Origin of the sequence: Streptomyces phyllanthi (genome assembly GCF_009377205.1) — a bacterium.
In the GTDB taxonomy this organism is placed as follows: Bacteria; Actinomycetota; Actinomycetes; order Streptomycetales; family Streptomycetaceae; genus Streptomyces; species Streptomyces phyllanthi.
Genome location: NZ_VJZE01000006.1, coordinates 13,544 through 39,079 on the forward strand (window position 1 = coordinate 13,544; position 25,536 = coordinate 39,079).

The 25,536-nt window shown below is 71.1% G+C and carries 13 protein-coding genes and 1 pseudogene; 3 read left to right on the forward strand and 11 right to left on the reverse strand.

From position 1 onward, the window contains the following. Positions 1 to 42 precede the first annotated feature (42 nt). The 8 genes from FNH04_RS02150 to FNH04_RS02185 form a co-directional block, all read right to left on the reverse strand. The gene (locus FNH04_RS02150; RefSeq protein ID WP_152779728.1) at positions 43 to 1,743 is read right to left on the reverse strand and encodes an ABC transporter ATP-binding protein; all 1,701 of its coding nucleotides are present in this window, start codon (positions 1,741 to 1,743) and stop codon (positions 43 to 45) included. 6 nt (positions 1,744 to 1,749) lie between these two features. Further along, positions 1,750 to 12,768 (reverse strand): non-ribosomal peptide synthetase, encoded by an 11,019-nt coding sequence (locus FNH04_RS02155; RefSeq protein ID WP_152779730.1) that lies wholly within the window; start codon positions 12,766 to 12,768, stop codon positions 1,750 to 1,752. Between the two features lie 62 nt (positions 12,769 to 12,830). After that, on the reverse strand, positions 12,831 to 14,624 hold the full coding sequence (locus tag FNH04_RS02160; protein WP_322722445.1) for an ABC transporter ATP-binding protein: 1,794 nt from the start codon (positions 14,622 to 14,624) through the stop codon (positions 12,831 to 12,833). Between the two features lie 3 nt (positions 14,625 to 14,627). Next, positions 14,628 to 15,683: an ABC transporter substrate-binding protein gene (locus FNH04_RS02165; RefSeq protein ID WP_152779732.1), complete on the reverse strand. Its 1,056-nt coding sequence runs from the start codon at positions 15,681 to 15,683 to the stop codon at positions 14,628 to 14,630. Positions 15,684 to 15,769: 86 nt separating this feature from the next. Next, the gene (locus tag FNH04_RS02170) at positions 15,770 to 16,648 is read right to left on the reverse strand and encodes an ABC transporter ATP-binding protein (RefSeq protein ID WP_322722447.1); all 879 of its coding nucleotides are present in this window, start codon (positions 16,646 to 16,648) and stop codon (positions 15,770 to 15,772) included. Positions 16,649 to 16,688: 40 nt separating this feature from the next. Next, entirely contained in the window at positions 16,689 to 17,771 is a 1,083-nt protein-coding gene (locus FNH04_RS02175) for a FecCD family ABC transporter permease (RefSeq protein ID WP_152779734.1), read from the reverse strand. Beyond that, positions 17,768 to 18,835, reverse strand: a complete 1,068-nt coding sequence (locus FNH04_RS02180; protein ID WP_152779736.1) for a FecCD family ABC transporter permease — start codon at positions 18,833 to 18,835, stop codon at positions 17,768 to 17,770. The genes FNH04_RS02175 and FNH04_RS02180 overlap by 4 nt, the downstream gene beginning before the upstream one ends. A 204-nt stretch (positions 18,836 to 19,039) precedes the next feature. Next, on the reverse strand, positions 19,040 to 20,395 hold the full coding sequence (locus tag FNH04_RS02185; RefSeq protein WP_152779738.1) for a lysine N(6)-hydroxylase/L-ornithine N(5)-oxygenase family protein: 1,356 nt from the start codon (positions 20,393 to 20,395) through the stop codon (positions 19,040 to 19,042). Positions 20,396 to 20,642: 247 nt separating this feature from the next. Between FNH04_RS02185 and FNH04_RS02190 the strand changes: the two genes are divergently transcribed. Further along, complete coding sequence (locus tag FNH04_RS02190) at positions 20,643 to 21,590, forward strand: methionyl-tRNA formyltransferase (RefSeq protein ID WP_152779740.1); 948 nt, start codon at positions 20,643 to 20,645, stop codon at positions 21,588 to 21,590. A gap of 213 nt (positions 21,591 to 21,803) precedes the next feature. Here the strand turns inward: FNH04_RS02190 and FNH04_RS02195 are convergent, their stop codons facing one another. Both FNH04_RS02195 and FNH04_RS02200 read right to left on the reverse strand, forming a co-directional pair. After that, positions 21,804 to 23,120, reverse strand: coding sequence for an acyltransferase family protein (locus tag FNH04_RS02195; RefSeq protein WP_152779742.1), 1,317 nt, complete (start codon positions 23,118 to 23,120; stop codon positions 21,804 to 21,806). A gap of 6 nt (positions 23,121 to 23,126) precedes the next feature. Then, complete coding sequence (locus tag FNH04_RS02200; protein WP_228030986.1) at positions 23,127 to 23,405, reverse strand: RraA family protein; 279 nt, start codon at positions 23,403 to 23,405, stop codon at positions 23,127 to 23,129. Between the two features lie 5 nt (positions 23,406 to 23,410). On the opposite strand from FNH04_RS02200, the pseudogene FNH04_RS02205 reads away from it, so the two are divergent. Next, positions 23,411 to 23,704: pseudogene (locus FNH04_RS02205) on the forward strand (ester cyclase); the annotation flags it as partial. 132 nt (positions 23,705 to 23,836) lie between these two features. Then, on the forward strand, positions 23,837 to 24,517 hold the full coding sequence (locus FNH04_RS02215; RefSeq protein ID WP_152779744.1) for a GntR family transcriptional regulator: 681 nt from the start codon (positions 23,837 to 23,839) through the stop codon (positions 24,515 to 24,517). A gap of 381 nt (positions 24,518 to 24,898) precedes the next feature. Here the strand turns inward: FNH04_RS02215 and FNH04_RS02225 are convergent, their stop codons facing one another. Further along, positions 24,899 to 25,387 (reverse strand): DUF5709 domain-containing protein, encoded by a 489-nt coding sequence (locus tag FNH04_RS02225; RefSeq protein ID WP_152779746.1) that lies wholly within the window; start codon positions 25,385 to 25,387, stop codon positions 24,899 to 24,901. Between the last annotated feature and the right edge of the window lie 149 nt (positions 25,388 to 25,536).

Below are 25,536 nucleotides of genomic sequence, written 5' to 3' on the forward strand. Positions count from 1 at the left end.
CCCGGATCGGGCTCCCCCTCTCGCTCCAGGCCGCTCAGCAGGTCACCGGGCCACCGCCAGGCAGTAGTCCTCGTCCGTGGCGAGCAGGTTCCGGTGGGTGTCCTCGGCCGTGATGGCGCCGTCGTCCAGGACGAGCACACGGTCGGCGGCGTCCAGGAGCGCCGGGCTGCTGGTGATCACGACGGTCGTACGGCCCCGGCGCAGCTTCGCGATGTTGCGCGCGATGAGCTGTTCCGTGACCGCGTCGACGGCTGTGGTCGGGTCGTGCAGGACGAGGACGTCGGTGTCGGCGGCCAGGGCGCGGGCCAGGGACAGCCGTTGGCGCTGCCCTCCGGAGAGGTTCGCGCCGCGGTCGCGGACGCCGTAGTCGAGTCCCTCGCGGTGGAGCGCCACGACATCGGTCAGCATGGACGCCTCGACGGCCTCGGGGACCGTCCGGCTGGTGCCCGACGGGTCGATGTTCGTACGGAGGCTGCCCGCGAAGATCTCCCCGTCGTACGGGTTCACCAGCATGTGCTCGCGGACCGCCTCGACCGACAGGTCCGCGAGTGCCTGCCCGCTGACCCGCACCACCCCCTCGTACGCGTCGGGCGGGACGTTCACGGCCAGGACCGCCGCGAGGTCGGCCGCCGCGCGCGGCTGGTAGACGGCGATCGCCACGAACTCGCCGGCGCCCACCCGGAGTTTCAGCTTGCGCAGCGCCCCGTACCGGACGCAGTCGATCTCCAGGTCGCCGCCCGCGGCCGGGCGCTCCGGTCCCGGGGTCGTCACCGGCGGCGCGGACAGCACCAGCGCCATCCGTGCGGCCGACGCGCGCGCGATCATCACGTACTTCGGCATCTCCGAGAACAGGCGGAGCGGTTCCATGATGAACTGCGCCAGGCCGACGGCCATGACGAGCTCCCCGATGGTGACCTGGCCGTCGAACGCCAGCCAGCCCGCCGTCAGGGTCACGGCGGCGGCGAGGACCGCGTTGAGGGCCAGTGCGATGCCCGCGTACGCCCCGTTCACCTTGGCGACGGTGATCGCCTGGCGCTTCGCCTCCGTGCTGACCTTCCGGTAGGAGCCGAACGCCGCGTGGTTGCCGCCGAAGCCGTGCAGCGGACGCAGGCCGATGATCAGGTCGGCGACCTTCGCGCCCGCCCGCGCCACCCGGGCCTGCTGTTCCTGGGTACTGGCACCGATCCGCTTGGACATCACGCTCAGGATCGACAGGATCGCGACGGTGCCCACGATCACCAGCAGGCCGAGCCGGATGTCGGCCAGGCCCAGCGCGACCGCCGCGACCAGCACCGCGACCAGCGAGCTGATCAGCAGCGGCACCACCTCGATGATGTCGGCGGTCTGGTCGGCGTCCTCGGTGGCGATGGTCAGCACCTCGCCGGACTTGAGGTCGACGTCCCTGGCCACCGGCTGGAGGCCGCAGGCCGCGACCTTCACCCTCCAGCGGTGTGCCTCGGTCGTGTTGGCCTTCTGCAGGATGCGCATCCCGAACCGCCACGACAGCGACACGGTCGTGATGATCACGGCGAGCGCGGCGATCGAGAGGGCGAGCGAGCCGAGGCTCCGGTCCCGCATCGTGTGCTCGACGATCATGCCGAGCGCGATGGGGAACGCGGTCTCGCCCGCCTGGTACATGCCCATGAGGACGGTGCCCCAGGCCATGGCGCCGGTGTTGCGGCGCAGTGCGGTCCGCAGGATGTCGGACCCCGGGCGGGGCCGCTTCGTGTCAGGAGTTGTCATCGCCTGTCAGGAGTTGTCATCGAGGTGGCGGGCAATCGCTTCCGGGGTTCGCAGGGTGAGCAGTTCACGAATCGTGATCACAGGACCGTACTCCCGGCGGAGCAGCCCGATCAGCCGCACCGCCAGCATGGAGTGTCCCCCGAGGGACACGAAGTCGCTCACCGCGCTCACCTCGTCGTCGTCCAGGTCCAGTGCCTCGGCGAAGAACTCGCACACCACGGTCTCGGTCTCGGTCTCGGGTCCCCGCTCCCCCGCCGTGGTCAGCGCGCCCAGCGGCTTGGCCTCCGGCAGCGCCTTGGTGTCGGCCTTCCCGTTCACCGTCAGCGGGATGCTGTCGACCTGGGCGTAGTGCGTCGGGCGCAGGAAGTCCGGCAGCCCGGCGCCTACTTCGGCGGCGACCGCCGCCAGGTCCGCGCCGTCCAGCACGAGATAGGCGGCAAGCCGGTACGCGCCGTCGACCTGCGGGTCGGGCTGGGCGACCGCGGCGGCGAACCGCACCGCCGGGTGCGCCGCGAACGCGGCCTCGACCTCGCCGAGTTCGACCCGGTGGCCCCGTATCTTGACCTGCTGGTCGGTGCGGCCCAGGTACATCAGGTTGCCGTCGGGCCGCCGCACCACCAGGTCCCCGGTGCGGTACATGCGCTCGCCGGGTTCGCCGAACGGGCAGGCGACGAAGCGGTGAGCGGTCTGGGCGGGCTGCCCGAGATAGCCGCGCGCGATGCCGATGCCCGACACGTACAGCTCACCGGGGACCCCGTCCGGCAGCGGCCGCAGCCACGGGTCCAGGACGTACACGTCGGTGTTGTCGATCGCGACGCCCACCACCGGGTCCTGGCACTCGAAGGTGCCGACGCCGAGGGTGTTGATGGTGTACTCGGTGGGTCCGTACAGGTTGTAGCCGACCGTCCCCTCGGTCTCCGCGAGCCGCTGCCACAGCGTCGGGGTGACGGCCTCGCCGCCAAGGAGCACCAGCGCCGGCCGCCGTTCCGGGTTGTCGAGCAGGCCCTCGGCCACCAGTTGCTGCGCGTAGGTCGGGGTCACGTTGATGACGTCGATCCCGTGGTCGAGGCAGTACTCGACCAGACGGGGCGCGTCACGGCGCAACTCCTCGTCGCAGACGTGCACTTCATGCCCGTCGGCGAGCCACAGCAGCTCCTCCCACGACATGTCGAACGCGAACGACACGGTGTGGGCGATCCGGAAGACCCGGTGGCCGTGCTCCGCAAGGACCGGCTCGAAGATCCGGCGCTGATGGTTGATCAGCATGTTGGTGAGCCCTGCGTACTCGGTCACCACGCCCTTCGGCTTCCCGGTCGACCCGGAGGTGTAGATCGTGTAGGCCGGGTGCCGCAGGCGGTCGGGCTCGTCCGGCGAGAACGTGACGAACGGTTCGGCCTCGGGCAGCGGGCGGTCCAGCTCGATCAGGTCGATCGGGTCGTACAGATCGCCGGTCAGCCGCGGCGACACGGCGCTCACGGTGAGGATCACCTGCGGGCGGGCGTCCGCGACGATCGCGGCGATCCGCTCGTCCGGGTGGTCCAGCTCCAACGGCACGTACGCGGCGCCGGCGCGCAGTACGGCGAACAGCGCCACGATCGAGTCGAGGGAGCGCGGGATCGCGAGACCCACGGTCGTCTCGGGGCCGATACCCCGCCCGGCGAGCACACCGGCCACCGCGCGGCTGCGGTCCCGGAGCTCCGCGAAGGTCATGGTCGCGCCGTGGGCGACGAGCGCCACCCGCTGCGGGTCGCGGTCGGCCGCCCGGTCGAACCGGTCGACGACGGTGTCCGTGCCGACGTCCGTGCGTTCGGCGGGCTCGGGCTCCTGCCCCAGGCCCCGCAGCGCGCCCACCGGCCCGGTCGACCGGGCCAGGTCCTCCAGCACCCGCAGGTAGTCGTCGAGGAGACGACGGGCGCCCTCGGTGTCGCCGTCGCGGTGCTCCAGCTTGACCGTGAGCCGGTCGCCGGGCGTGACGACCCAGGTGAACGGATAGTGGGTGGAGTCGTCGGCCTTCACCGAGGTGATGCCGTGCCGGGCGTTCATCTCGGCGAACGCGTCCATGTCCAGGAAGTTCTGGAGCACGAACAGGTTGTCGAACAGGGTGTCGTGCCCGCTGGCCCGCTGGATCTCGCCCAGCCCCAGGTGCTCGTGCTCCATCGCCTCGACCCTGGCCGCCTGCACGGCCGACAGGTAGTCGCGGACCGTGTCGTCCGGCCGGGCCCGTGTCCACATGGGCACGGTGTTGAGCAGCACGCCGACGATGTCGGACAGCCCCTCGCCCTCCCGGCCCGAGACGGTCACGCCGAACACGGCGTCACTGCGGCCCGTGTGGGCGCCGAGGAGGAGGCCGAACGCGCCGGTCAGCACCGAGTTCAGCGTGACGCCGTGCGTCCTGGCCGCGTCCCGCAGCAGGTCCGACTGTTCGGCGGACAGCGTGTGCACGAGCGCGCGCGGCAGGTCGTCGGAAAAGGACGGCGCCGGTCCGGCGAGCAGTGTCGGCCCGGGGAGGCCGGCCAGGTGCTCCGCCCAGAACCGCTCGGATACGGCGGAGTCCTTGGCGTCGAGCGCCCGGGCGTAGTCCTCGAAGCTCGGCGTGGCCGGGACCGCGTCGAGCGGCTCGCCCGCGACGGCGGCCCGGTAGGCGTCGAACAGGTCCCGCAGCATGATCTCGCGGGACCAGCCGTCCCACAGCAGCAGGTGGTAGCTCAGCAGCAGGCCGTCGCGGTCGTCGGGCAGACGCACCACGGTCATCCGGATCAGCGGCGGCTCCCCCGGGTCGAAGCCGGTGTCGCGGTCCCGGGCGCGCAGGTCGTCGACCTCCGCCTCCGTCGACAGCCGGACGGTGCGGACATCGACCCGCCGGCCCGCCTTGAGGACCTGGACCGGGTTTCCGTCGTCGTCGGTGGTGAAGCCCGCGCCCACGACCGGGTGCCGCGCGATCACGTACGCCATCGCCTCGGCCAGCGCGTCGGTGTCCAGGCGCCGGTCGAACGTGAACCAGTTCTGTGCGACGTAGTGTCCGGCCGAGCCCGCCATCTCGGCCTGGAAGAACAGGCCCCTCTGGAGCGGCGTGACCGGTGCCGTGCGCTCGGCCGTCGTGGAGGCGTCCGCGATCCGTTCCAGTGCGCCGCGCCAGTGCTCGGTGATCTCGTCGGGGATGCCCTCGGCGAGGGTGAAGGCCGTGTGCAGGCTTCCGGTGGCCTCGTCGATCCACGCGTTGACCTCGACGGCGTACGGGCTGCCCTGGTCGCCGCCGGTGAGGTGCACCGCCTGCGACTCGCTGCCCCGGCCCAGGTAGTTGAAGAGCACCTGCGGGCGGGCGGTCAGCAGCGGGGCCGTCTGCGGGTTGAGGTATCTGAGCTGCCCGTACGCGACGTGTGCGCGCTCGTCCGGCTGGCGTTCGGCGATCTCACGCGCCGCGGCGACGGGGTCGGTGTGCGCCGTGAGCCGTACGGGCGCGATGGCGGTGAACCAGCCGACCGTACGGGTGTAGTCGTGGTGTTCGAGGACCGGGACCCGGCCGTGCCGCTCCAGCTCGATCGCGAGATCGGTGGGCGAGGGCTGGATACGGGTCAGCGCGGTGCGCAGCGCGCCGCACAGCAACTCGGTGAGACCGAGACCGAGTGCGGCGGGAGCGGTACGCGTCACGCGGTCGCTCACCTCGGGCGCGAGCACGATGGTCGTCTCGCGCAACTCCCCGGCTTCCGGGAGGAGTTCGGGCGCCTCAAGTGTCGTGACCCAGTGCCCGAGGCTGTCGATCACCTGAGCGGACCGGAGGGTCAGCGCTTCGGCGTACTCGGCGTACGACGTGGTCGGCGCCGCCAGGCTCTCCCCGCGCAGGGCGGTGGCCAGGTCGTCCAGCAGGACCAGCCAGGACACCGAGTCGACGGCGAGGTGGTGCACGGTGACCACCAGGGTCCGGCTCGCCTCCAGCCACGAGAACGCGATGACGTCCCCGGACTCGGGGTCGAGCCGTCCGGCGGCCTCGTTCGCCGCGGTCGTCGCGTCGGTCGTGTCCGGCCGTACGACGGTGATCTCGCGGGCGGGCTCGGTGCGCGGTGCCCACACCCCGTGCTCGACGCGCAGCCGCAGCCGGAGGGCCGGGTGCGCGGCCACCACGGCGTTCGCGGCGCGCTCGGCGTCGGCGAATCCGGTGCCCTCGGGGGCCACCAGCGTCCTGGCCTGGGCGAACCGGGCGAGGGATCCGCCCAGTTCGCGCTGGCGCAGGATGATCGGCGTCGGCGTCAGCGGGCCGTCCTCGCGGCGGGCGGGCGCGGATGGCGCCGCGGTCCGCGGTGCGCGCGTTCCCAGGTGCTCGGCGAGCGCGCTGGGGGTCCTGTACAGGAACACGTCCCGTGGCGCGATCGGCAGGCCGAGCGCCCTGGCCCGGTTGATCACGGTGATGGCGACGATGCTGTCGCCGCCGGCCCGGAAGAAGTCGGTGTCGGCGTCCACGGCGGAGCCGGGCAGCGTCTCGGCGAAGATGCCGACCAGGGCGGTGAGCGCGGAGTCACCGGTGCCCGAGGAGCCGGCCACCGGGGTGTCGTCCTGCGCGGCCCGCTGGATCAGGGCCTTGCGGTCCAGCTTGCCGTTGACCGTCAACGGCAGCGCGTCGACCGGCAGCACGCGGCCCGGCACCATGTGCACGGGCAGCTTCGTGGACAGCGACTCGACGAAGTCACCGGGCACCCGGCCCACGACGTGCGCGACCAGGTGGTCGCCGCTGTCCGCCACGGTGACGGCCACGTCGACCACGCCGTCGAGTTCCCTGACCGCGGACTCCACCTCACCGAGCTCGATCCGGAAGCCCTTGAGCTGGACCTGGTCGTCGGCGCGGCCGGTGAACTCCAGCTCGCCGTCGAGGGTGCGGATGGCGAGGTCGCCCGTGTGGTACATGCGGGAGCCGTCGCCCGTGAACGGGTTCGCCACGAACCGGCCCGCGGTGAGCCCCGGCCTGCCCAGATAGCCGAGCGACACCTGGTCGCCGGCGACGTAGATGGCGCCCACCCGGCCCGGCGGCACCGGCCGGAGCCGGTCGTCGAGCAGATAGGTGACCAGGCCGGGGATCGGACCGCCGATCGGGCTGACGTCGTCGCCGGGACGGAAGTCCTCGTCGGTCAGCACCCGGTGGGTGACGTGGACGGTGGTCTCGGTGATGCCGTACATGTTGACCAGCTCGGGCGAACCGGTGCCGTGCCGCTCGACCCAGCCGCGCAGCCGCCCGAGATCCAGCGCCTCGCCTCCGAAGATGATCCGGCGCAGTGCGGGCAGCGGCTCGCGGGCATGCCGGTCGGCCTCGATGAACTGGTAGAACGCCGACGGGGTCTGGTTGAGCACCGTCACCCCGCGCTCGCGGACCAGTCGGTGGAAGTCGACCGGGGAGCGGGTCAGCCCGTACTCCGGCACCAGCAGCTCACCGCCGTACGCCAGCGCGCCCCACAGCTCCCAGACCGCGAAGTCGAAGGAGAAGGAGTGGAACTGGACCCACACGTCGTTCGGGCCGAAGTCCATGTCGGGCTGGGTGTTGGCGAGCAGCGACACCACGCTGGAGTGCGGGACGACGACACCCTTGGGCCTGCCGGTCGATCCGGATGTGTAGATCACGTACGCGGGGTCATGCCAACCGGCCGCACGAACAGGCTCGGTGGTGGCCTGCGACGGTCCTTCGCCCTGCGGCAGCTCGTCTCCCTGCACCAGCACGCGGGCCGACACCCCCGCCCGGGCCAGCAGCCGCGTGAAGCGGTCCCGCTGCTCACGCTCGACGAGGACGACCTGCGGTGCGGCGTCGGCGAGTATGTACTCCAGCCGTTCGTCCGGGTACGCCAGGTCCAGCGGTACGTACGCGCCGCCCGCGCTGACGATCGCGACCAGGGCGACGACCTGTTCGAGGGAGCGCGGGACGGCGACGGCGACCCGCCGGCCCGGGCCGACACCGGCCGCGCGCAGGGCCGAGGCCGACTGGTTCTTCGCGTCCGCCAGTTCGCCGTACGTCAGTGACCGGGTACCGCCGTCGAGACCGCACTGGGTGACGGCGGTGGCGGCCGGGTCGCGGTGTGCGGCGGCGTCGAACAGTCCGCCCAGGGTGGTCGGGGTGCTGCGTGTTACCGGGGGGCGGCCCCCCGGACCCCCACGAAGCGCGGGACGCCGGTCGCCGCCGGTGTCCTCGTGTGCCAGGTCGTCGACCAGGGCGTCCGGCCGGGTGAGCAGGCCGGTGAGGGTCGAGGTGAACGTGCGCAGGATCTCCTGGGCGCTCGCCTCCCTCAGCAGCTCACCGTCGTAGATCAGGTTGAAGCGCGGACGGCCGTCGAGCGCGCGCTCCACCACCAGCGTCAACGGGTAGTGCGGGGCGCCCTCGTTGACGATGTCGGTGATGACCAGCGTGTCGCCGGGCCGCCGCAGACCGTCGACATCGGTCGCGACGTCGAACACCACGAGGGTGTCGAACAGGGAGCCGGCGCCGGCCTGGCGGCCGATCCGCGCGAGCGAGACATGCTGGTGCGGCAGCACCGCGCTCTGGTGTTCCCGCACCGAGGCGAGCAGGTCCCGCGCCGTGGTGGTACCGGCCCACCGGGCGCGTACGGGGATCGTGTTGATGAACAGACCCACCATGTCCTCGATACCGGGCACCTCCGCGTCGCGCCCGGACACCGTGGAACCGAACACGACGTCCCTGCCGTGCAGGAGGGAGCCCAGCGTCACCGCCCAGGCACTGTGCACCGCCACGCTCAGCGGCACGCCGGCCGAGCGGACGGCCGCGTCGATGTCGCCCTCCGGCTCCACGGCGGTGTCGGCGAACCGGTCGGACGGGGTGTGCCCCTCGGCGACCAGCGAGGCGCCGGGCAGCTCGGCGAGTTCATCGCGCCACACCCGGTCGCTCTCGTCGTCGTCGCGTCCGGCGAGCCAGCTCACGTAGTCGGAGAAGCCGCCGAGCGGGTACACGGTCCCCGGCGCGTGGTACTCGGCCAGCAGCGCGCGGAGCATCGGCGGCACCGACCAGCCGTCGGCGATGATGTGGTGCACGGTCTGCACCAGGACGTTCCGGCCGATGCCCCGGCGGATGAGGGTGTACCGCATCAGCGGGCCGGTGGCCAGGTCGAACCCGGCGCGGCGGTCCCGCTCGGCCAGGTCGCGTATCTCGTCGTCGGTGACGCCGGGGCGGTCCAGCGTGGTGAAGGGCGCCTCGACACCGCTCTCCAGTACGGAGACCACACGGCCGTCGGCGAGGGCCGTGAACCGCGCGGCCAGGTTCGGGTAGAGCGTGAGCAGCCGGGTGGCCGCCGCCGCGAGCCGGTCGGGGTCCACCTCGCCGTCCAGCGTCAACAGCTGCTGCTCGACGTAGGCGCCCGCCGAGTCGTCGTCGAAGACGGAGTGGAAGTACAGGCCCTCCTGCAACGGGGTCAGCGGCAGGATGTCCCGCAGCGCCGGGCCGTCCAGGACGTCGACATCGGCCTGCGTCAGCGGCACCAGGCCGAAGTCGCTGGGAGAGTGGCCGCCCTCGTCGAGTGCGGCCAGTCCGGCCAGAGCCACCCGGAAGTAGTCGCCGATGGCCGTGATGTCCTCGTCGGTGAACATCCCGTCGGGCCAGGAGACGGTGGTGACCAGTTCGTACTCGCCGGTCGCGGCGGGTTCGGCGATCGCGTTGAACTCCAGAGCGCGCGGCAGGCGCATCCTCGGGTCGCGCTTCTCGCCCAACTGGCCGGTGGTGCCCGCGAGTTGCCAGTCACCGGACGAGCCCGCGTCGAAGCGGCCCAGGTAGTTGAACAGCACCTGCGGTGCGGGCGCGTCGAACTCGGTCTGGGCCAGGTAGCGCAGGGCACCGTAGGAGACGCCGTTGTCCGGCACCTGCGCGAGGTCCTCCTTGACCGCCTTGAGCGCGGCGGCCAGGTACTCGGGCGCGGTGGGGTCGGACGCGGCGCCGGGGTCCACGGTCACCGGGAACAGGGTGGTGAACCAGCCCACGGTCCGCGACAGCTCCGGCTCGAAGCCGGCGGAGCCCGCCACGAACTGTCCTTCGCGGCCGTGGCCCTCGAGTTCGATGTGCGCGAACGTCTGGTCCTGTCCGAGGTCGCGGCGCCACCGGGCAAGGGCGACGGCGAGCCCGGTCAGCAGTACGTCGTTGACGCCCGCGTGGAACTTCGCGGGGATCTCGCCCAGCAGCGCGGCCGTGATCTCGGGGCCGACCGAGACGATCCGCAGTCGCTCCTGTGCGACGGTGTCGGCCGCGGACAGGGCGCGCCTGCCCAGCAGTTGGTCCTCTCCCGGCAGGGGGCGCCAGTAGTAGGAGCTGTCCGCGTCGAAGGCGGCGCGCTCCAGCAGCTGCGTCCAGCGCCGGAACGACGTGCCCACCGGGGGCAGCTCGACCGGCGTACCCGAGGCGAACTGCCGCCAGGCGGTGGCCAGGTCCTCCATCAGGACCCGCCAGGACACGCCGTCGATCACCACGTGGTGGGCGACCAGGACCAGCTGCCGTGCCTCGCGGCGCCAGACGGCACGCAGCATCACGCCGCCCGCCGGGTCCAGCCCCTCGGTGGCGAGCGCGACGCACTCGTCGAGCGGCCGGTCGCTCTCCTGCCACGACGCGACGGACCGGCCCGCGGCCCGGTCTGCGGCCCGGTCTGCGGCCCGGTCCGTCTCCGGGATGTCGAAGCTCCAGCGGTCGCCGCGCACCAGCCTGGCGCGGAGCATGTCGTGCCGCTCGACCACGGCGGCGAGGATCGCGTCGAGGGCGTCGGCGGCCAGGTCCGCCGGGGTGTTCAGTACGACCGACTGGACGAAGCCGTCGATCGCGTCGGTGGTCTCGCCGAGCCACTGCACGATGGGCGATCCCACGACGGAACCGGTCGCGACGTCGCCGTGGTCCACGGTGGAGACGTCCTCACGGCTCGCCACCGCCGCCAGCGCGCCCACGGTGCTGTTGCTGAAGATCTGCCGTGCCGTGACGTAGAGCCCCGCGTCACGCAGCGCGCTCAGCAGCGAGATCGCCAGGATGCTGTCTCCGCCGAGCTGGAAGAAGTCCTGGTCGACACCGACCTCTTCGAGCCGCAGCACCGCCGCGACCGCCGCGCACACGGCGCGCTCGTTCTCGGTGGTGGGCTGTATGAGCGAGCCCGTCGCGATGGTGGGCTCCGGCAGCGCGTTCCGGTCGAGCTTGCCGTTCGCGGTGAGCGGGAACTGGGTCATCACGACGATGTGGGCGGGCACCATGTACTCCACCATGTGCGCGGTGGCCCACTCCTTGACCTGGTCCGCCCGCAGGTCCTCGCTCCCGGCGGCCGGGATCACGTACCCGACCAGGTAGGTGCCGCCCGCCGTGTTCTTCTTCGCGACGACGCAGGTGTGCCGTACCCGAGGGTGCTCCGCGAGGCCGACCTCGACGTCCTCGATCTCCAGCCGCATACCGCGGATCTTGATCTGGTTGTCGGCCCGGCCGAGGAAGTCCAGCGACCCGTCCGGGGCGAACCGCGCGAGGTCACCGGTCCGGTACAGCCGGGACCCGTCGTCGGCGAAGGGGTTCGCGACGAACCGGGACGCCGTCAGGCCGGGCGCGCCCACGTACCCGCGGCCCAGGAGGAACCCGCCCACGTACAGTTCGCCGCCGACCCCGACCGGCACCGGGCGCAGCTCGTCGTCCAGGACGTACAGCTGGGTGTTGGGGTTGGCCTTGCCGATCGACGTCGACAGGCGTTCCGCCTGGCCCCGGTAGATGACGTGCGAGACGCCGATGGTCGTCTCGGCCGGGCCGTAGCCGTGGTACATGGGGATGTCGAGCTTCGTGCGGAACCGCTCGTAGAGCTCCGGGGTCAGCACCTCGCCGCCGCACCACACGTGGCGCAGGCTGTCGAGGCGGTCGGAGTCGCCCGCGATCTCCAGGAGCACGTCCAGCATGGACGACACGAGGTAGGTGAAGGTGACGCGCTGTTCGGCGATCACGCTCAGCAGGTGGTGCGGGTCGCGTTCGCCGCCGGGCCGCAGGACCACCAGCCTGCCGCCGGACACCAGCGGCAGGAAGATCTCGTTGATGGAGATGTCGAAGGACAGCGGCGCCTTGAACAGTGACGCGTCGTCGTGGCCGAAGCCCAGGATCTCGCCCACCTGCCACAGCAGGCGCTCGCTGATCGCCTCGTGACGGATCATCGCGCCCTTGGGCCGCCCGGTCGAACCGGACGTGAAGATCACGTAGGCGAGGGCGTTGCCGTGGACGGTGATGCCGGTCCCCTCGGTGGGGTAGGAGCCGTACCGCCAGTCGCCGAGGTCGACGGCCACGGCCTCCGGTTCGGCCGGGTCGTGCTCGCCCGAGGCGCCCAGCTGCACCACGACCCGGGCGTCGTCGATGACGACGGCCCGGCGCGCGGCGGGCCACTGCGGATCGAGCGGCACGAACGCGCACCCGGCCTGGAGCACGGCGAGCAGCCCGATCACCATCTCGGCGGAGCGGCCCAGCGAGATGCCGACGACCTGTTCGGCGGTGAGCCCGCGTTCGATCAGGTGGTGGGCCAACTGGCTGGAGAGCTCGGCCGCCTCACGGTAGGTCAGCGACCGGTGCTCGTCGACGATGGCGACGGCCTCCGGCCGGGTCCGCGCCTGCTCGCGGAACATCTCCACGATGGTCGGGCGGACCCGGTCGGCCCCGGTGTCGTTCCACTCGGCAAGGGCGGCGAGCCTCTCCGTCACGCCGGACGGGACGATGGTTCCGAGGGGCCGGTCCGGGAAGTCGGCCAGGTCGTCCAGCGCGAGCTGTGCCTCGGCCGGCTCGACGCCTTCCGGTACGGAGATGCTCCGGCCGTCCGCGCCGACCTCCCAACCGCCGGGGGCGGTCCCACCGTTGTCGACCCACCCGAGGACGTCGGCGAACAGGGTGCCGGGGGTGAGGTCGATGCCGTCGGGGCTCAGGCCCGTCGCCCAGTACGACAGCCCGATGGCGCACGCTTCGGCGATGGTCCTGTCGGAGTAGTCGCCGGTTCGCCGCCGTACGTCGGTCAGGCGCGTCGGGGAAAGCAGTACGAGGCGAGTGCTCGGTTCCATCATCGAAGACACAGCGTCCCTTCCAGAGTATGAAAGTTAGCCTAACCTAAATTAGGTTTACCTAACTACCCCTGGCTGCCCTCTCGCCAGGCCCGCCACAGGCGCGCGTACCGGCCGCCCAGAGCCACCAGTTCCTCGTGGGTCCCCTGCTCCACGACGCGTCCCGCGTCCAGCACGGCGATCCGGTCCGCCGCCATCGCCTGGGTCAGCCGGTGCGCCACGAACAGCGTGGTACGGCCCGAGCACGCGGCCAGTACGGCCCGCTCCAGCTCCGCGGCGCCCTCGCTGCCCGCCTCCGCGGTCGACTCGTCGAGCACCACCACCGGTGCCCGGCCCAGCACCAGCCGCGCCAGGGCGATCTGAGCCACCTTCGTGACGTCGAGGCGCTCACCGCCCTCGCCGACCATGGTGTCCAGCCCGTCGGGCAGCGCGTCGACCCATCCGTCGGCGCCGACCGTGCGCATCGCGTCCATCAGCTCGACGTCGGTCGCCTTCGGCGCGGCCAGCCGCAGGTCCTCGGCGAGCGGACCGGAGAACACATGGGTCTCCTGCGTCAGGATGCTCACCAGGGCCCGCGCCCCGGCCTCGTCCAGACCGGCGAGGTCGGTCGACCCGACGCGCACCGACCCGGCCTCCGGGGTCCCGATGCCCGCGATCAGCGCGGCCAGGGTCGTCTTGCCCGCACCCGTCGCCCCCACCAGTGCGAGCGAACCACCGGCCGGGATCGTCAGGCTGACGTCCCGGAGGACCGGCTCCTCGGTACCGGGATAACGGAACGTCACCCCCTCCACCGTCACCGAGCACGGCTCGACATGCGCGGGCACCACGGTCGCGTCACCCACCAGACGGTCCTCCGAGGACTCCCCCAGCACCCCGACCAGCCGGGTCAGGCTCGCGCCCGACTTCTGCGCCTCGTCGAAGGTGAACATGATCGAGCCCAGCGGGGTGAACAGCCGGTGGAACAGCAGCGGGGCCGCCGACACCTCGCCCAGCGTGGCGGCATCGGTCTCCAGCAGGGCGTATCCCACCACGAGGATCAGGACCAGCCCGATGAACTCGGCGCGGTTCTCCCGGCCGACGAACCGGCCGAAGAACCGGAACACCTCGATACCGAGTTCGCGCACCCGCCACGACTCACTGGTGACCTTCTCGCGGAACGCGTCCTCGAGGCGGTACGCCCGGACCGTGTCGATCCCGTTCAGGCCGCTGATCAGCGCCTGCGCACGGTCGGCCTGGGCCACCCGCTGCTTCTGGTAGAGCGGGGCGGACCGGGGGAGATACCAGCGCAGGGCCAGTGCGTACGCGGGCAGCGCGCCGGCGCCCGCCAGGCCGAGCCGCCAGTCGAGGCCGAACATGCCGACCGTGGCGATGACGACCAGTACCCCCGCCGAGAACACCGTGGGGATGGCCGTGCGGACGCCCTTGGAGATGACGGCGACATCGTCACCGACCCGGGAGAGCACGTCTCCCCGGCCGACCTGCTCGATCCGCGCGCTCGGCATCCCGAGCACCGCCCGTACGGCGCCTTCCCGCAGCGTCGCGAGCAGGTCGGCGCCCAGTCGCCCGATCAGGTAGGTCGACACCGCGGTGGCCGCCGCGCCGAGAAGCGCGGCGGCCACCATCAGGGCCCCGATCGTGACCAGGACCGACCGCGACTCGCCCTCGACCACTCCGTCGACCACCCTGCCGAGCAGAAGCACCGGGAGCACCTGGAGCGCCGCCCCGGCCACCGTGGTGACCACGGTGGCGACCGTCAGCCATGGCACCTCGCGGCAGTGCGCCGCGACCCATCGGGTGGCCTCGCGTCCGGTCGCCGTGCGCAGGGTCGCCGGGGCGACGCGCGTGTCAGTGGCGCTCACCACCTAGCCGGCCGACTTGACGAGCTCGTCGATCGCGTACGGCATGGACAGCAGGGTGCCCTGGGAGATGGCCGCGCCGACCGCCGGGCCCTCGCTGTCCAGCAGGTACGACACCTTGCCCTTCTTCACGGCGTCCAGGTTGCCGAAGAGCTTGAACTTCTTCAGCGCCTCCGTGTCCGCCTTGTCATTGATGACGAAGATGCGGTCGACGTCGACCAGGTCGATGCGCTCAGGGGAGAGCTGGGTGTAGAAGCTGCCGTCCGCGACCTTGTCGATCTCGGTCTGGTACTTGAAGCCGATGCCCGTCACCAGGCGTCCGCGTACGTCGGTGGAGGTGAACGGCGACACCTTGCCCTCGTACCAGGACAGCGCGACGGCGGTCTCGTCCCCGAACTCGGGGTGCTCCTTCTTGGCCGCGTCGAGCTGGGCCTGGACGGCCTCCACCATCTTCTGGCCCTCTTCGGCCTTGCCGACGGCCTTGGCGATCTGCAGCGCGTTGTCCTGCCACGGCGCGCTGAAGGGCTCCTTCTCGGCCTTGGTGCGGCCCACCGTCGGAGCGATCTTGGAGAGCTTGTCGTAGGCGGCCTGGTCGACCTCGGAGTAGACCGCGATGATCAGGTCGGGGCGCAGGGCCGCGATCTTCTCGAAGTTGGGGCCGGAGTCACCGTTCTTCATGATGACCTCGGGCTTCGTGTCGCCCCACGCGTCCTTCACCCAAGGCCACTGGGTGTTGATGTCGGGGCTCTGGCCCTCCGGGTTCGGGTACTGGTCGGTCATGCCGACCGGCTTGATGCCGAAGGCCAGGACGGTCTGGTCGTCCGTGTAGCCGACGGTGACGACGCGCTTCGGGGCCTCGGTGATCTTGGTGGACCCGAAGAAGTGCTCCACGGTGACCGGGAACGCGCCGGCCGAGGCGGCCTGGGTGTTGTCGCTCTCGCTCTGCTTGTCCGCCGAGTCGGAACCGCATCCCGCGAGGAGACCGACGCCGAGAGTCGCGGCGGACACTATCGCCGCAAACCGCCGCCAAGGCTTCATAAGCGTCGTTCGATGGAGGAACATCCGAGATCCCTTACTTTCGCGCCATCCGCTGCACCCCTGTATAAGGGCAGGCAAACCTTACCTTGCGGAGATGAGGTTAGCCTAGCCTAACTTTGGCTCATTTTTGACGTGGCTGGGTCGAGTTGCACATGAGCGCGGCCGATCGGCACGATGAGCGGCCGGTCGCCCACCGGGTCGTCGATCACCTTGGCGCGCAGTCCGAACGCATCCTGCAGCAACTCGGCGGTGATCACGTCACGCGGGTGACCCTGCGCCAGGATCGAACCCTCCCTCATCACAATGAGGTTGTCGCTGTAGCGCGTGGCCAGGTTGAGGTCGTGCAGCACCATGACCACGGCGCACCCCGACTCGTGCAGGTCGTCCACCAGGTCGAGCACGTCGATGGCGTGCGCCAGGTCGAGATACGTGGTCGGCTCGTCCAGCAGCAGCAGATCGGTGCCCTGAGCCAGCGTCATCGAGATCCAGACACGCTGGCGCTGCCCGCCGGACAGCGAGTCGACCGGGCGGTCGGCCAGGTCGGACACCCCGGTCATGGCCAGCGCGCGCTCCACGACGGCGGCGTCGTCCGACGACCACTGCCGCAGCCAACTCTGGTGCGGATGGCGGCCCCTGGCGACCAGGTCGGACACCGTCAGCCCCTCCGGCGCGACCGGGGCCTGCGGCAGCAGGCCGAGCTTCTTCGCCACGTCCCTGGTCCTGAGCCCGGCGATGTCCTCGCCGTCCAGCACGACCGTTCCCCTGGCCGGCTTGAGCAGCCGCGACAGGGTCCGCAACAGGGTCGACTTCCCGCAGCCGTTGGGGCCGATGATCGTGGTGATCACTCCTGGCGGGATCGCCACGTCGAGGTCGTCGATGACGGTCCGTCCGCCGTACCCGACCGTGACACCCCTGGCTGCCAGCCGCGAGGCGTCGTCAACCCCGGACCCGGCCCCGGACTTGACCTCGGTGATGGACTGAGCGGCCACAAGCCCCCCTTTATTTAGGTTCGCCTAACCTTTGTATCAGTTATCGGAGGTTGGCCCGCACCAGCAGGTACACGAGGAAGGGGCCGCCGATCACGGCGGTGACCACACCGACCGGCAGACTGACCGGCAGCGCCGTGCGCGCGACCAGGTCCGCGCCGATCAGCAGCAGCGCCCCCACCAGCCCGGAGGCCACCATCGGCGGTGTCGGGCACCGCGCCAGACGCATCGCGACCTGAGGCGCCACCAGCGCGACGAACGGGACCGGGCCCGCCGCGCTCACCGCCACACCGGCCAGCAGGACCGCACACAGCAGCAGGATCGCCCGCACCGTCGAGTACCGGACACCCAGGCCCGCGGCGACCTCGTCGCCGAGGTGCATCGGCTTGAACTGGAACGCGACCGCCGCCACGACGACCATGAGCGCGACCGTGCCCCAGAGCGCCACCCGGACCTCGTCCCACGACCGGTTGTCCAGCGAGCCGACCAACCACACCTGGGCCCGGGCCACGTCCCTGATGTCGGCCTTGACTAGCAGCCAGGTCGTGATCGCCTGCATCACGGCGCTCACCGAGATACCGATGAGGATGAGCCGGAAGCCGTCGATCCCGCGTCGCCACGCCAGGAAATACACGAGCAGACCCGTACCGAGACCGCCCGCGAGCGCCGCCGCGGACAGGCCCACTGAGCTGACGATCGCCGCGGCGGTCCCGCCCGACACGGTCACCAGGAACACCGCGACCGCGCCGGCGCCCGTGGTGATCCCCAGAATGTCCGGGCTGGCCAGCGGGTTGCGCGCGATGGACTGCGTGATCGCCCCCGAGATCCCCAGCGCGATCCCCACGACGAGCCCGGCCAGGGCCCGCGGCATACGCAGGTCCATGATCACGAACTCGTCGACCTGCTCGCCCCGGCCGAGGATCGTGGCGATCACCTGGGGCAGGCCGATGGGGAAGTCCCCGACACCGATGGACAGACAGAACACCACGAAGGTCGCCGCCGCCAGCAGCAGCGTGACGAGGACGATCCAGGGCCGCCACACGAACGACACATGGCCGAGCCGAACGCCCGGCGCCACCGATGGCTTCACGTCTGCCCCGTCCGGCTTCACGTCTGTCCCGTTCATGCGTTCTTGAACTTTCCGCGCCACACCAGAACCGCGAAGAACGGGGCGCCGAGGAGCGCGACGACGATTCCCGCGTCCAACTCGCCCGGCCGCACCACCAGGCGCCCCACCATGTCACAGACCAGGAGGACGAGTGCTCCGAGCAGACCCGCGTACGGCACCAGCCAGCGGTAGTCGGGCCCGGTCAGATACCGGGCCACATGGGCCACCATGAGCCCGAGAAACGCGATGGGGCCGCACGCCGCCGTCGCCGCGCCGGCCAGCAGGGTGATGGCGACGATGCCGACGGTCCGGCTGAGGGCGATGTTCACTCCCAGCCCGCGCGCCACGTCGTCACCCAGGTTGAGCAGGTTGAGGGCGGGCAGCGTGGTCAGTGCCAGCACCAGCCCGACCGCGACGAACACGGCCACCGGCCAGATGACGTCGAATCCGACACCGGCCACGGAGCCCGCGTTCCAGAACCGCAGCGCGTTCAGCGACGCGTTGTCCGTCAGCGCGACCGCCGTGGTCATCGCCGCGAGGAACACCGTGACCCCCTGCCCGGCCAGGGCGAGCGTCAACGGGTTGCCGGCCCCGCGGCCGATGCTCGCCAGCCCGAACACGACGACACCGGCGACGGCGGCCCCCAGGAAGGCGAACCAGACGTACTGGAACGGGTTGGAGAACCCGAACACGGCGATCACCGTCACCACGGCGAACGAGGCGCCGGAGTTCACCCCCAGCAGGCCCGTGTCGGCGATCGGGTTGCGCGTGTACCCCTGGATCAGCGCCCCGCCGACCCCCAGGGCGATGCCCGCCACGACCGCGAGCACCGTCCGGGGCACCCTCACGGTCTGCACGATGAGCCTGATCTCGGTGAGCCGCTGGTCGGCTTGGTCGGTGTCCGGCGCCGGGAACAACCCGTGCCACACCTCGGCGGGGCTCAACGCGCGCGCACCGACGGCCAACGACACCGCCCCCGCGGTCACGAGGATCACCACAAGCGTGACCAAACCCACAACCCGTCGCCGACGGGCCTCCGTTGCCCCCCTGGCCACGGGGCGCTCAACTGCAGTCGTGCCCATGTCGACGTACGTTATCCCTTTGATCCACTGGGACGCGGGTCGGTGGGGCCACCCGAGCTCAGGCAGGGGTGTGCCCACAACTCCGCCTCCGCTCTGGTCCCTTGGCAGAGCGGACACGGACGTTCCCTGCACAGGGCCGCCACGCCTGCCGGGGGCGGTGCACCAGGCGGGGCGCGGCGGTGTGTGGGAGATCAGGTGGGCGGACTAACGGGCCGTGCTGCCGATTTCGTCGGCGACCTGCCGGGCCTGACCGGAGGCGGACTTGGCGCCCCGGTCGAGGAGCGAGTCCAGGATCTCGCCGACTCTGATGGCGGTGTTGGACAGCAGGGACGACGTGATGCCGTGCGTGTGCTCCGTGCCGCCCTGCAGGTAGATGCCGCAGTGCAGGTCGGGATCCGTCGCGATGCGGTAGTCGCGCTCGACGCGGACGCGGCCCTCGTCGTCGCGGAGGCAGCGGTCCGCGACCTCGCCGAGGAGTCCGATGGGGTCGGCGGGGGCGTAGCCGGTGGCCAAGACCACGACATCCGCGTCCAGGAGCGTCTCCTCGCCGGTGACGAGGGACCTCACGGTGGCACGGGCCTTGTCGGGCGTCTCCTTGACGTCGACGAGCCGGGAGACGTTGAGGAAGCGCAGCCGCTCGGTGCCGAGGACCTTCTCCTGGTACATCTGCCGGTACAGGTCGTCGATCAGGTCGATGTCCACCACGGAGTAGTTGGTGTTGCCGTGGTAGTCCATCAGCCGGCGCTTGACGTCCTCGGGCGCGGCGAAGTACTCGTCGACCGCCTGGGGGTCGAAGATCCGGTTGGCGAAGCTGCTGTCGTCGGCGGGGCTGTAGCCGTAGCGGGAGAAGACCGCGCAGACCTCGGCATCGGGGAAGCGGCGGTGCAGGTAGGCGACGTTCTCGGCGGCACTCTGCCCGGCGCCCACGACGACGAACCGGGAGGGTGAGGTGCCCTCCAACCCGTCGACCTTCGCCAGCAGTTCGGAGTTGTGCCAGACGCGGTCGCCGCGCTCCACGCCCTCCGGCATGAGGGGACGCAGCCCGGTACCGATGACGAGGTTGCGGGCCCGGTGGACCTCGAGGCCCTCGCCCGAACGGACCGTCACCTCCAGGTGGTCCACGGTTCCGTCACGGACGACAGGCGCGACACCGACGACCTCGTGGCCGTAGGAGACCATGTCCTCGACCTTGGCCGCGGCCCACTCGAAGTACTCGTGGAACTCCACCCGCAGCGGGAAGAGGTTCTTGTGGTTGATGAAGTCGATCAGCCGGTCCTTGCTCTGCAGGTAGCAGAGGAAGCTGAACTCACTCGCCGGGTTCCGCAGCGTCACCAGGTCCTTGAGGAAGGACACCTGCATGGTCGCGTCGTCGATCAGCATGCCGCGGTGCCAGCCGAAGCTCGGCTGCTGCTCGAAGAAGTGAGCGGTGATCGCCTCCTGCCTGTCGGCACGTGCGTTGTGCTCGCTGAGTGCGATCGCCATGGCCACATTGGACGGTCCGAAGCCGATACCAATGAGGTCGTGGACCGGGCTCGCGTCACCAGGAAGAACCTGTGACATGTCACTCCCATCGTGCGGGGGCAGTCGCCTGTCAGGCGTGGGGCAGGTACGAAAGGTGGGCACGCCGACGGAGCGGCAGCCGACAACTTAGGTGAGCCTAAGCTAAATCCGCAAGGCTGTCGATAGGCCGAAACGCCCAACAGGGCACCAGCGCCCCCCAACTGGGGTATCAGAGACCCCCATTGCAAACTAAGGTAAGCCTTGCTTTACTTGCCCCTGGTCAATCCCTGCCTTGAGGAGGAACCCCATGCGGGTCGTCATGTTCGGTTACCAGACCTGGGGGCACCGCACCCTGCAAGCCCTCCTGGACTCCGAACACGACGTGGTCCTGGTCGTGACGCACCCCAAGAGCGAGCACGCGTACGAGAAGATCTGGAGCGACTCCGTCGCCGACCTCGCCGAGGAGCACGGCGTCCCGGTGCTGATCCGCAACCGCCCTGACGACGACGAGCTGTTCGAGCGTCTCAAGGAGGCCGACCCGGACATCATCGTGGCGAACAACTGGCGCACGTGGATCCCCCCGCGCATCTTCGACCTGCCGCGCCACGGCACGCTGAACGTCCACGACTCGCTGCTGCCGAAGTACGCCGGCTTCTCCCCGCTGATCTGGGCCCTGATCAACGGCGAGCCCGAAGTGGGCGTCACCGCGCACATGATGAACGACGAGCTCGACGCCGGCGACATCGTCCGGCAGGAGGCGGTCGCGGTCGGACCCACGGACACCGCCACCGACCTCTTCCACAAGACCGTCGACCTCATCGCCCCGGTCACGATCGGCGCGCTCGACCTCATCGCCTCCGGGCAGACGGAGTTCACCCGGCAGGACCGGTCGCAGGCGAGCTTCTTCCACAAGCGGTCCCTGGAGGACAGCCGTATCGACTGGACCTGGCCGGCAGCGGACCTCGAACGCCTGGTCCGCGCCCAGTCCGAGCCGTACCCGAGCACCTACACCTTCCACAAGGGAAAGCGCCTCGAAGTCCTGGCGGCGGTCGTCTCCGAGGGCCGGTACGGCGGCACCCCCGGCCGGATCTTCTACCGCGAGGGCGAGGGCGTGGTGATCGTCGCCGGAGCCGACGCCCGTACGGGCCGCAACCACGGTCTGGCCATCACACGCGTACGGACCGAGGACGGCCGGGAGTTGCCCGCGGCGGAGTACTTCACCTCCATGGGCGGTTATCTGACCAGCCGCCCCTGACACGTCGGCCCCACCCGGTCCCCTGGGCCGGCCGGACGCCGTCGCCGTGCGGATCCTCCCGTCTTCCGCACGGCGACGGCACCTCCTCGGCCTCGGCCCCTCGGCATGTCGGCCCCGGTACGGTCCCGGGGCCGACAGGGCATCGCCGCCGTACGGATCACCGGTCCGTACGGCGGCGATCGTCTTCCGTCCCCCGCGGTGGCCGACCGGCTGTCAGGCCGCTTCCTCCAGGGCGTCCTCGGGCTTCTCGGCGCGGTGTGGCTCCGTATGCCCGGGAAGCACCACCAGGAGCGTGCCCAGCACCAGACCCAGTGCGGGCAGGACGGGGAACCGGCCGTCGGGTGCGAAGCCCTGTACGGCGAATCGGGCCAGAGCGGCGACGCACGCGGTGAGGCCCAGCCACAGCGGCCAGGAGCGGCGCAGGTCGGCGGGCGGACTGATCCGGTCGTACAGCGCCCCCAGCCCGCGCTCCAGGGGCCGCAACGCTCCCACGACACCGGCCAGGACGACGCCCAGCACCAGCAGCCAGGGCACCCGCAGCGCCCACCACGCCCCGGATCCGAAGGCGGGCTGAGGCGCCAGCCCCGTCAGGTAGAACGCGGCTGCGACGACCAGCACCGGCAGCATGTGCCACAGATACAGCGTCATACTGGCGCCGCCCACAGGGCGCACCACACGCCACACCCGCTCCCGTTCCAGCAGCCGCCGGACGGCCGGTGCGGCGAGGAGGCACAGGCCCACCTGGGCCACCGCCCATGCCAGCATCGCCGCGGACGGTGGATCGGTGTTGCTCGGGTCCTGCCCGGTCACCAGGATCAGGCTGACCGGGAAGGGTCCGGGGCCGACCAGTGCCGCGAAGGCCAGCCCTCCGCACGCCGCCATCGCGGGCGCCACCGCCCGGCGTCCGGTCAGCAGGCCGTCCCGCCAGCAGAAGCCCAGCTGGTAGGCCACGCCCCACACGAGCACGTAGTTGAGCAGCCCGACGTACGGCGCGTGCACCGCCACCACGAGCGCTCCGACCACCAGGGCGGTCACGCCCAGACCCAGGGGGACGGCCGGCCCCCAGCGCCGGTGCGCCGCGTACAGCGCCGGTGTCAGGGCGCTGAGGAGCAGGTACACCGGAAGGAACCAGAACTGCATGGCCATGGCCCAGCCCACCATCGCGAGCACGCCCGGATCCACGCCGACCGCCGCGCAGATCCCGACGGCGAGCAGCACCAGAGCGCTGTACACACCCGCCGGAAGCAGCAGCCGTACCGCCCGCCGCGCCACCCATCCGGCCGGCGTACCGCCCGCGGCGCGGGCGCGTGGCCAGGAACCGCCCGCCGCGTGCCCGCCGGCCAGGAAGAACAACGGCATGATCTGGAAGCCCAGGGTCAGCCACTGGGTCCAGGGAACGACCGCCAGCAGCTCCGGCGCGGTGATCTCACCGCCGGGTCCGCGCACCAAGGCGGTGATCAGCCAGTGGCCGAGCACCACGAGGACGATCGCCCAGGCGCGCAGGAAGTCGACGTAGCGGTCTCTGCTCATACGTCGTCATACTGCCCCGGTGTCCGCGGTATCCGGGCGGGAAGACCGTGCCGCAACCAACTCGTGCCCGGCACGACACCCTCCGCCGACCGGGAAGCCGAGTTCGCGAAGTTCCCGGGTGTCCCGTACCCCCGTGTCGGTGACGAGGCCGCCGAGTCCCGCGGCCACACACGCGTTGGCCAGGACGTCGCCGAAGGAGCCCACCTCGGCGTACTCGCCGGCGGACACCACGATGACGTCGCCGGGCCGCGCGTGGCGGAGTACCTGCTCGAACTGCTCGACCAGCGCCGGGTCGGGCCGGTCGCACTGCGTCGATCCTCGCCGCGCGCTCGGCGTTCCCCGATCTCGTCACGACCATCGACGAGATCGTGGCGGAGGGCGACCGCCCGGCGGTGCGCTGGCACAGCTCCGGTCGGCACGAGAATTCCTTCCTCGGCGTACCGCCGACCAAGCGGTCCGTCCAGGTCGACGGGGCCGCCTTCGCCCGCTTCGAAGACGGCCTGGTGGCCGAGGAGTACGTCACCTGGGACCCTCGTACGCTCCTCGCCGCACTCGGCATCATCTCTGTAGGGGAGCATCGATGACCATGACGTGTCGTGGACGCGGAAGTCAGTGACCGCACACCGCTGGTCTACAGCGCCCGGGGTTTCTTCGACGGCGGTGCGCTCACCGCTCTACGTTGATCCCATGCATCGAGCCGATCGAGGGAAGGCCAGATGAGTAAGGCGAAGCAGGCGGCCGACAACGGGAGTGCGCAGGGCCGGGTGATCACTGAGATGCGTCGCCGCATCATCAGCGGTGAACTCCCGGCGGGGGGCAGCCTGTCGGAGATCGCACTGGCCGAGTCCTTCGGTGTCAGCCGCACTCCCGTGCGCGAGGCGCTCAAACAGCTGCAGACCGAGGGGCTCGTCGAGATCCGGCCCCGTGTGGGGACGTTCGTCACCGCGCCCTCGCGCCGCGAGATAACCGAGTTGTTCGAGATGAAGGAGCTGCTCGAAGGCGCGGCCGCGAGGCTGCTGGCGCGGCGGGGGCGGGTACCCGAGCTCGACCGCCTGGAGGAGAACCTCGTCGAGGCCGACGCCGCCGTCGCGGCCGACGACAAGGCGCGCTACGCCGAACTCGTCGAGGAGTTCCACGACCTGCTGATCACCGGCGCCGACAACGCCAAGCTCGAAGCGCACTACCGCATCCTCATGAACCAGCTGGCCTACTCCCGGCTCGTGATGACCTCGCTCAGCCAGCCCGGCCGCGCCCTGCAGTCCGACCGCGAGCACCACAACGTCGTCGAACTGATCATCGCCAAGGACGGAGACAGCGCGGAGCGGGTGATGCGGGACCACGTCCGCGCGAGCCGACTGGCCCTGATGGCCGGCCTCGCCGCCCTGGGCAACGCCTGACGTCCGGCCCGGCCACCACCGTGCCGGGTACCACCCGACGCGCAGGCACCCGCGGGAGCTTCCAGCGGGGTCCGGCTGTGACGGCCGGACCCCGGGCGGCACGGGGTGTCAGGCGTCGGGTGTCAGGGAGCCGTCTTCGAGGCGGCACCGCGAAGCCGGCACTCTCCTCGGCCTGGCACGGCCGACACGTGCCACGGTACCGACGACCGCCGTCCCACCATCACCGCTGCCTGCCTGCCTGCCTGCCTGCCTGCCTGCCTGCCTGCCTGCCTGCCTGCCTGCCTGCCTGCCTGCCTGCCTGCCTGCCTGCCTGCCTGCCTGCCACAGGAGCCTGAGCACACCCACACCCACACCACACCCACGCGCCTGGCGCGGGACGTGTCATTCCCCGCGCTCGTCCGCCGGTGGCAACTGGTCGTCCGGCACGACATGGACCGCGGCCTCCTCGGCACCCGCCGCTCCGCCGTCGATGCCCTGGTCCTCGGCGACGAGTTCCCTGGTGGTGTCCGTGTGCGCGCCCTCGTCCGGCGCCACAAGGCGGCCGGCGCGGCCCGTACCGGCCTCCGGGTCGCGTGGTTCGCCCTCGCCGTCGGGCAGGTCGCCGATACCGTCTCCGGCCGGCTCCTCCACGTCGGGAACCTCCTGTCGCAGTCTCTCGTCGAGGGACTCACCCTCATGCTGCTCGGCCGCCGTGATACCCGTTTTGGTGACGCCCAGCGGCTTCTCCGGCGGGGAGTAGCCCTCATCCAGCATGTCGTCGTACGTGCGCTCGTCCACCGCGTCCTGGAGATCCAGCGGAGCGGCGTCCTCCTGCTCCTCGTTGCCGCCAGTGGGCTGGTAGACGTCGTCCGCCATGTTCTCGTCGCTCATGTCCGCCTCCCGGGCCGGTGATCGGTTTGCCGCTTCCCCTGGGGAGTACCGAGTACCCGCCGCGTGATGCACCCCTTCCGCACGACGACGGTCACACTCGGGCAGGACGGTCGCCTGCGCGGCGGAACGCTGGAGGCGCCTCCGCGAGG

Bases quoted from the DNA above. Each gene is read 5' to 3' on its own strand.
- FNH04_RS02180 (WP_152779736.1), bottom strand. From the start codon at position 18,835: ATGGGCACGACTGCAGTTGAGCGCCCCGTGGCCAGGGGGGCAACGGAG.
- FNH04_RS02155 (WP_152779730.1), bottom strand. From the start codon at position 12,768: ATGATGGAACCGAGCACTCGCCTCGTACTGCTTTCCCCGACGCGCCTG.
- FNH04_RS02175 (WP_152779734.1), bottom strand. From the start codon at position 17,771: ATGAACGGGACAGACGTGAAGCCGGACGGGGCAGACGTGAAGCCATCG.
- FNH04_RS02165 (WP_152779732.1), bottom strand. From the start codon at position 15,683: ATGTTCCTCCATCGAACGACGCTTATGAAGCCTTGGCGGCGGTTTGCG.
- FNH04_RS02195 (WP_152779742.1), bottom strand. From the start codon at position 23,120: ATGAGCAGAGACCGCTACGTCGACTTCCTGCGCGCCTGGGCGATCGTC.
- FNH04_RS02185 (WP_152779738.1), bottom strand. From the start codon at position 20,395: ATGTCACAGGTTCTTCCTGGTGACGCGAGCCCGGTCCACGACCTCATT.
- FNH04_RS02150 (WP_152779728.1), bottom strand. From the start codon at position 1,743: ATGACAACTCCTGACACGAAGCGGCCCCGCCCGGGGTCCGACATCCTG.
- FNH04_RS02225 (WP_152779746.1), bottom strand. From the start codon at position 25,387: ATGAGCGACGAGAACATGGCGGACGACGTCTACCAGCCCACTGGCGGC.
- FNH04_RS02215 (WP_152779744.1), top strand. From the start codon at position 23,837: ATGAGTAAGGCGAAGCAGGCGGCCGACAACGGGAGTGCGCAGGGCCGG.
- FNH04_RS02190 (WP_152779740.1), top strand. From the start codon at position 20,643: ATGCGGGTCGTCATGTTCGGTTACCAGACCTGGGGGCACCGCACCCTG.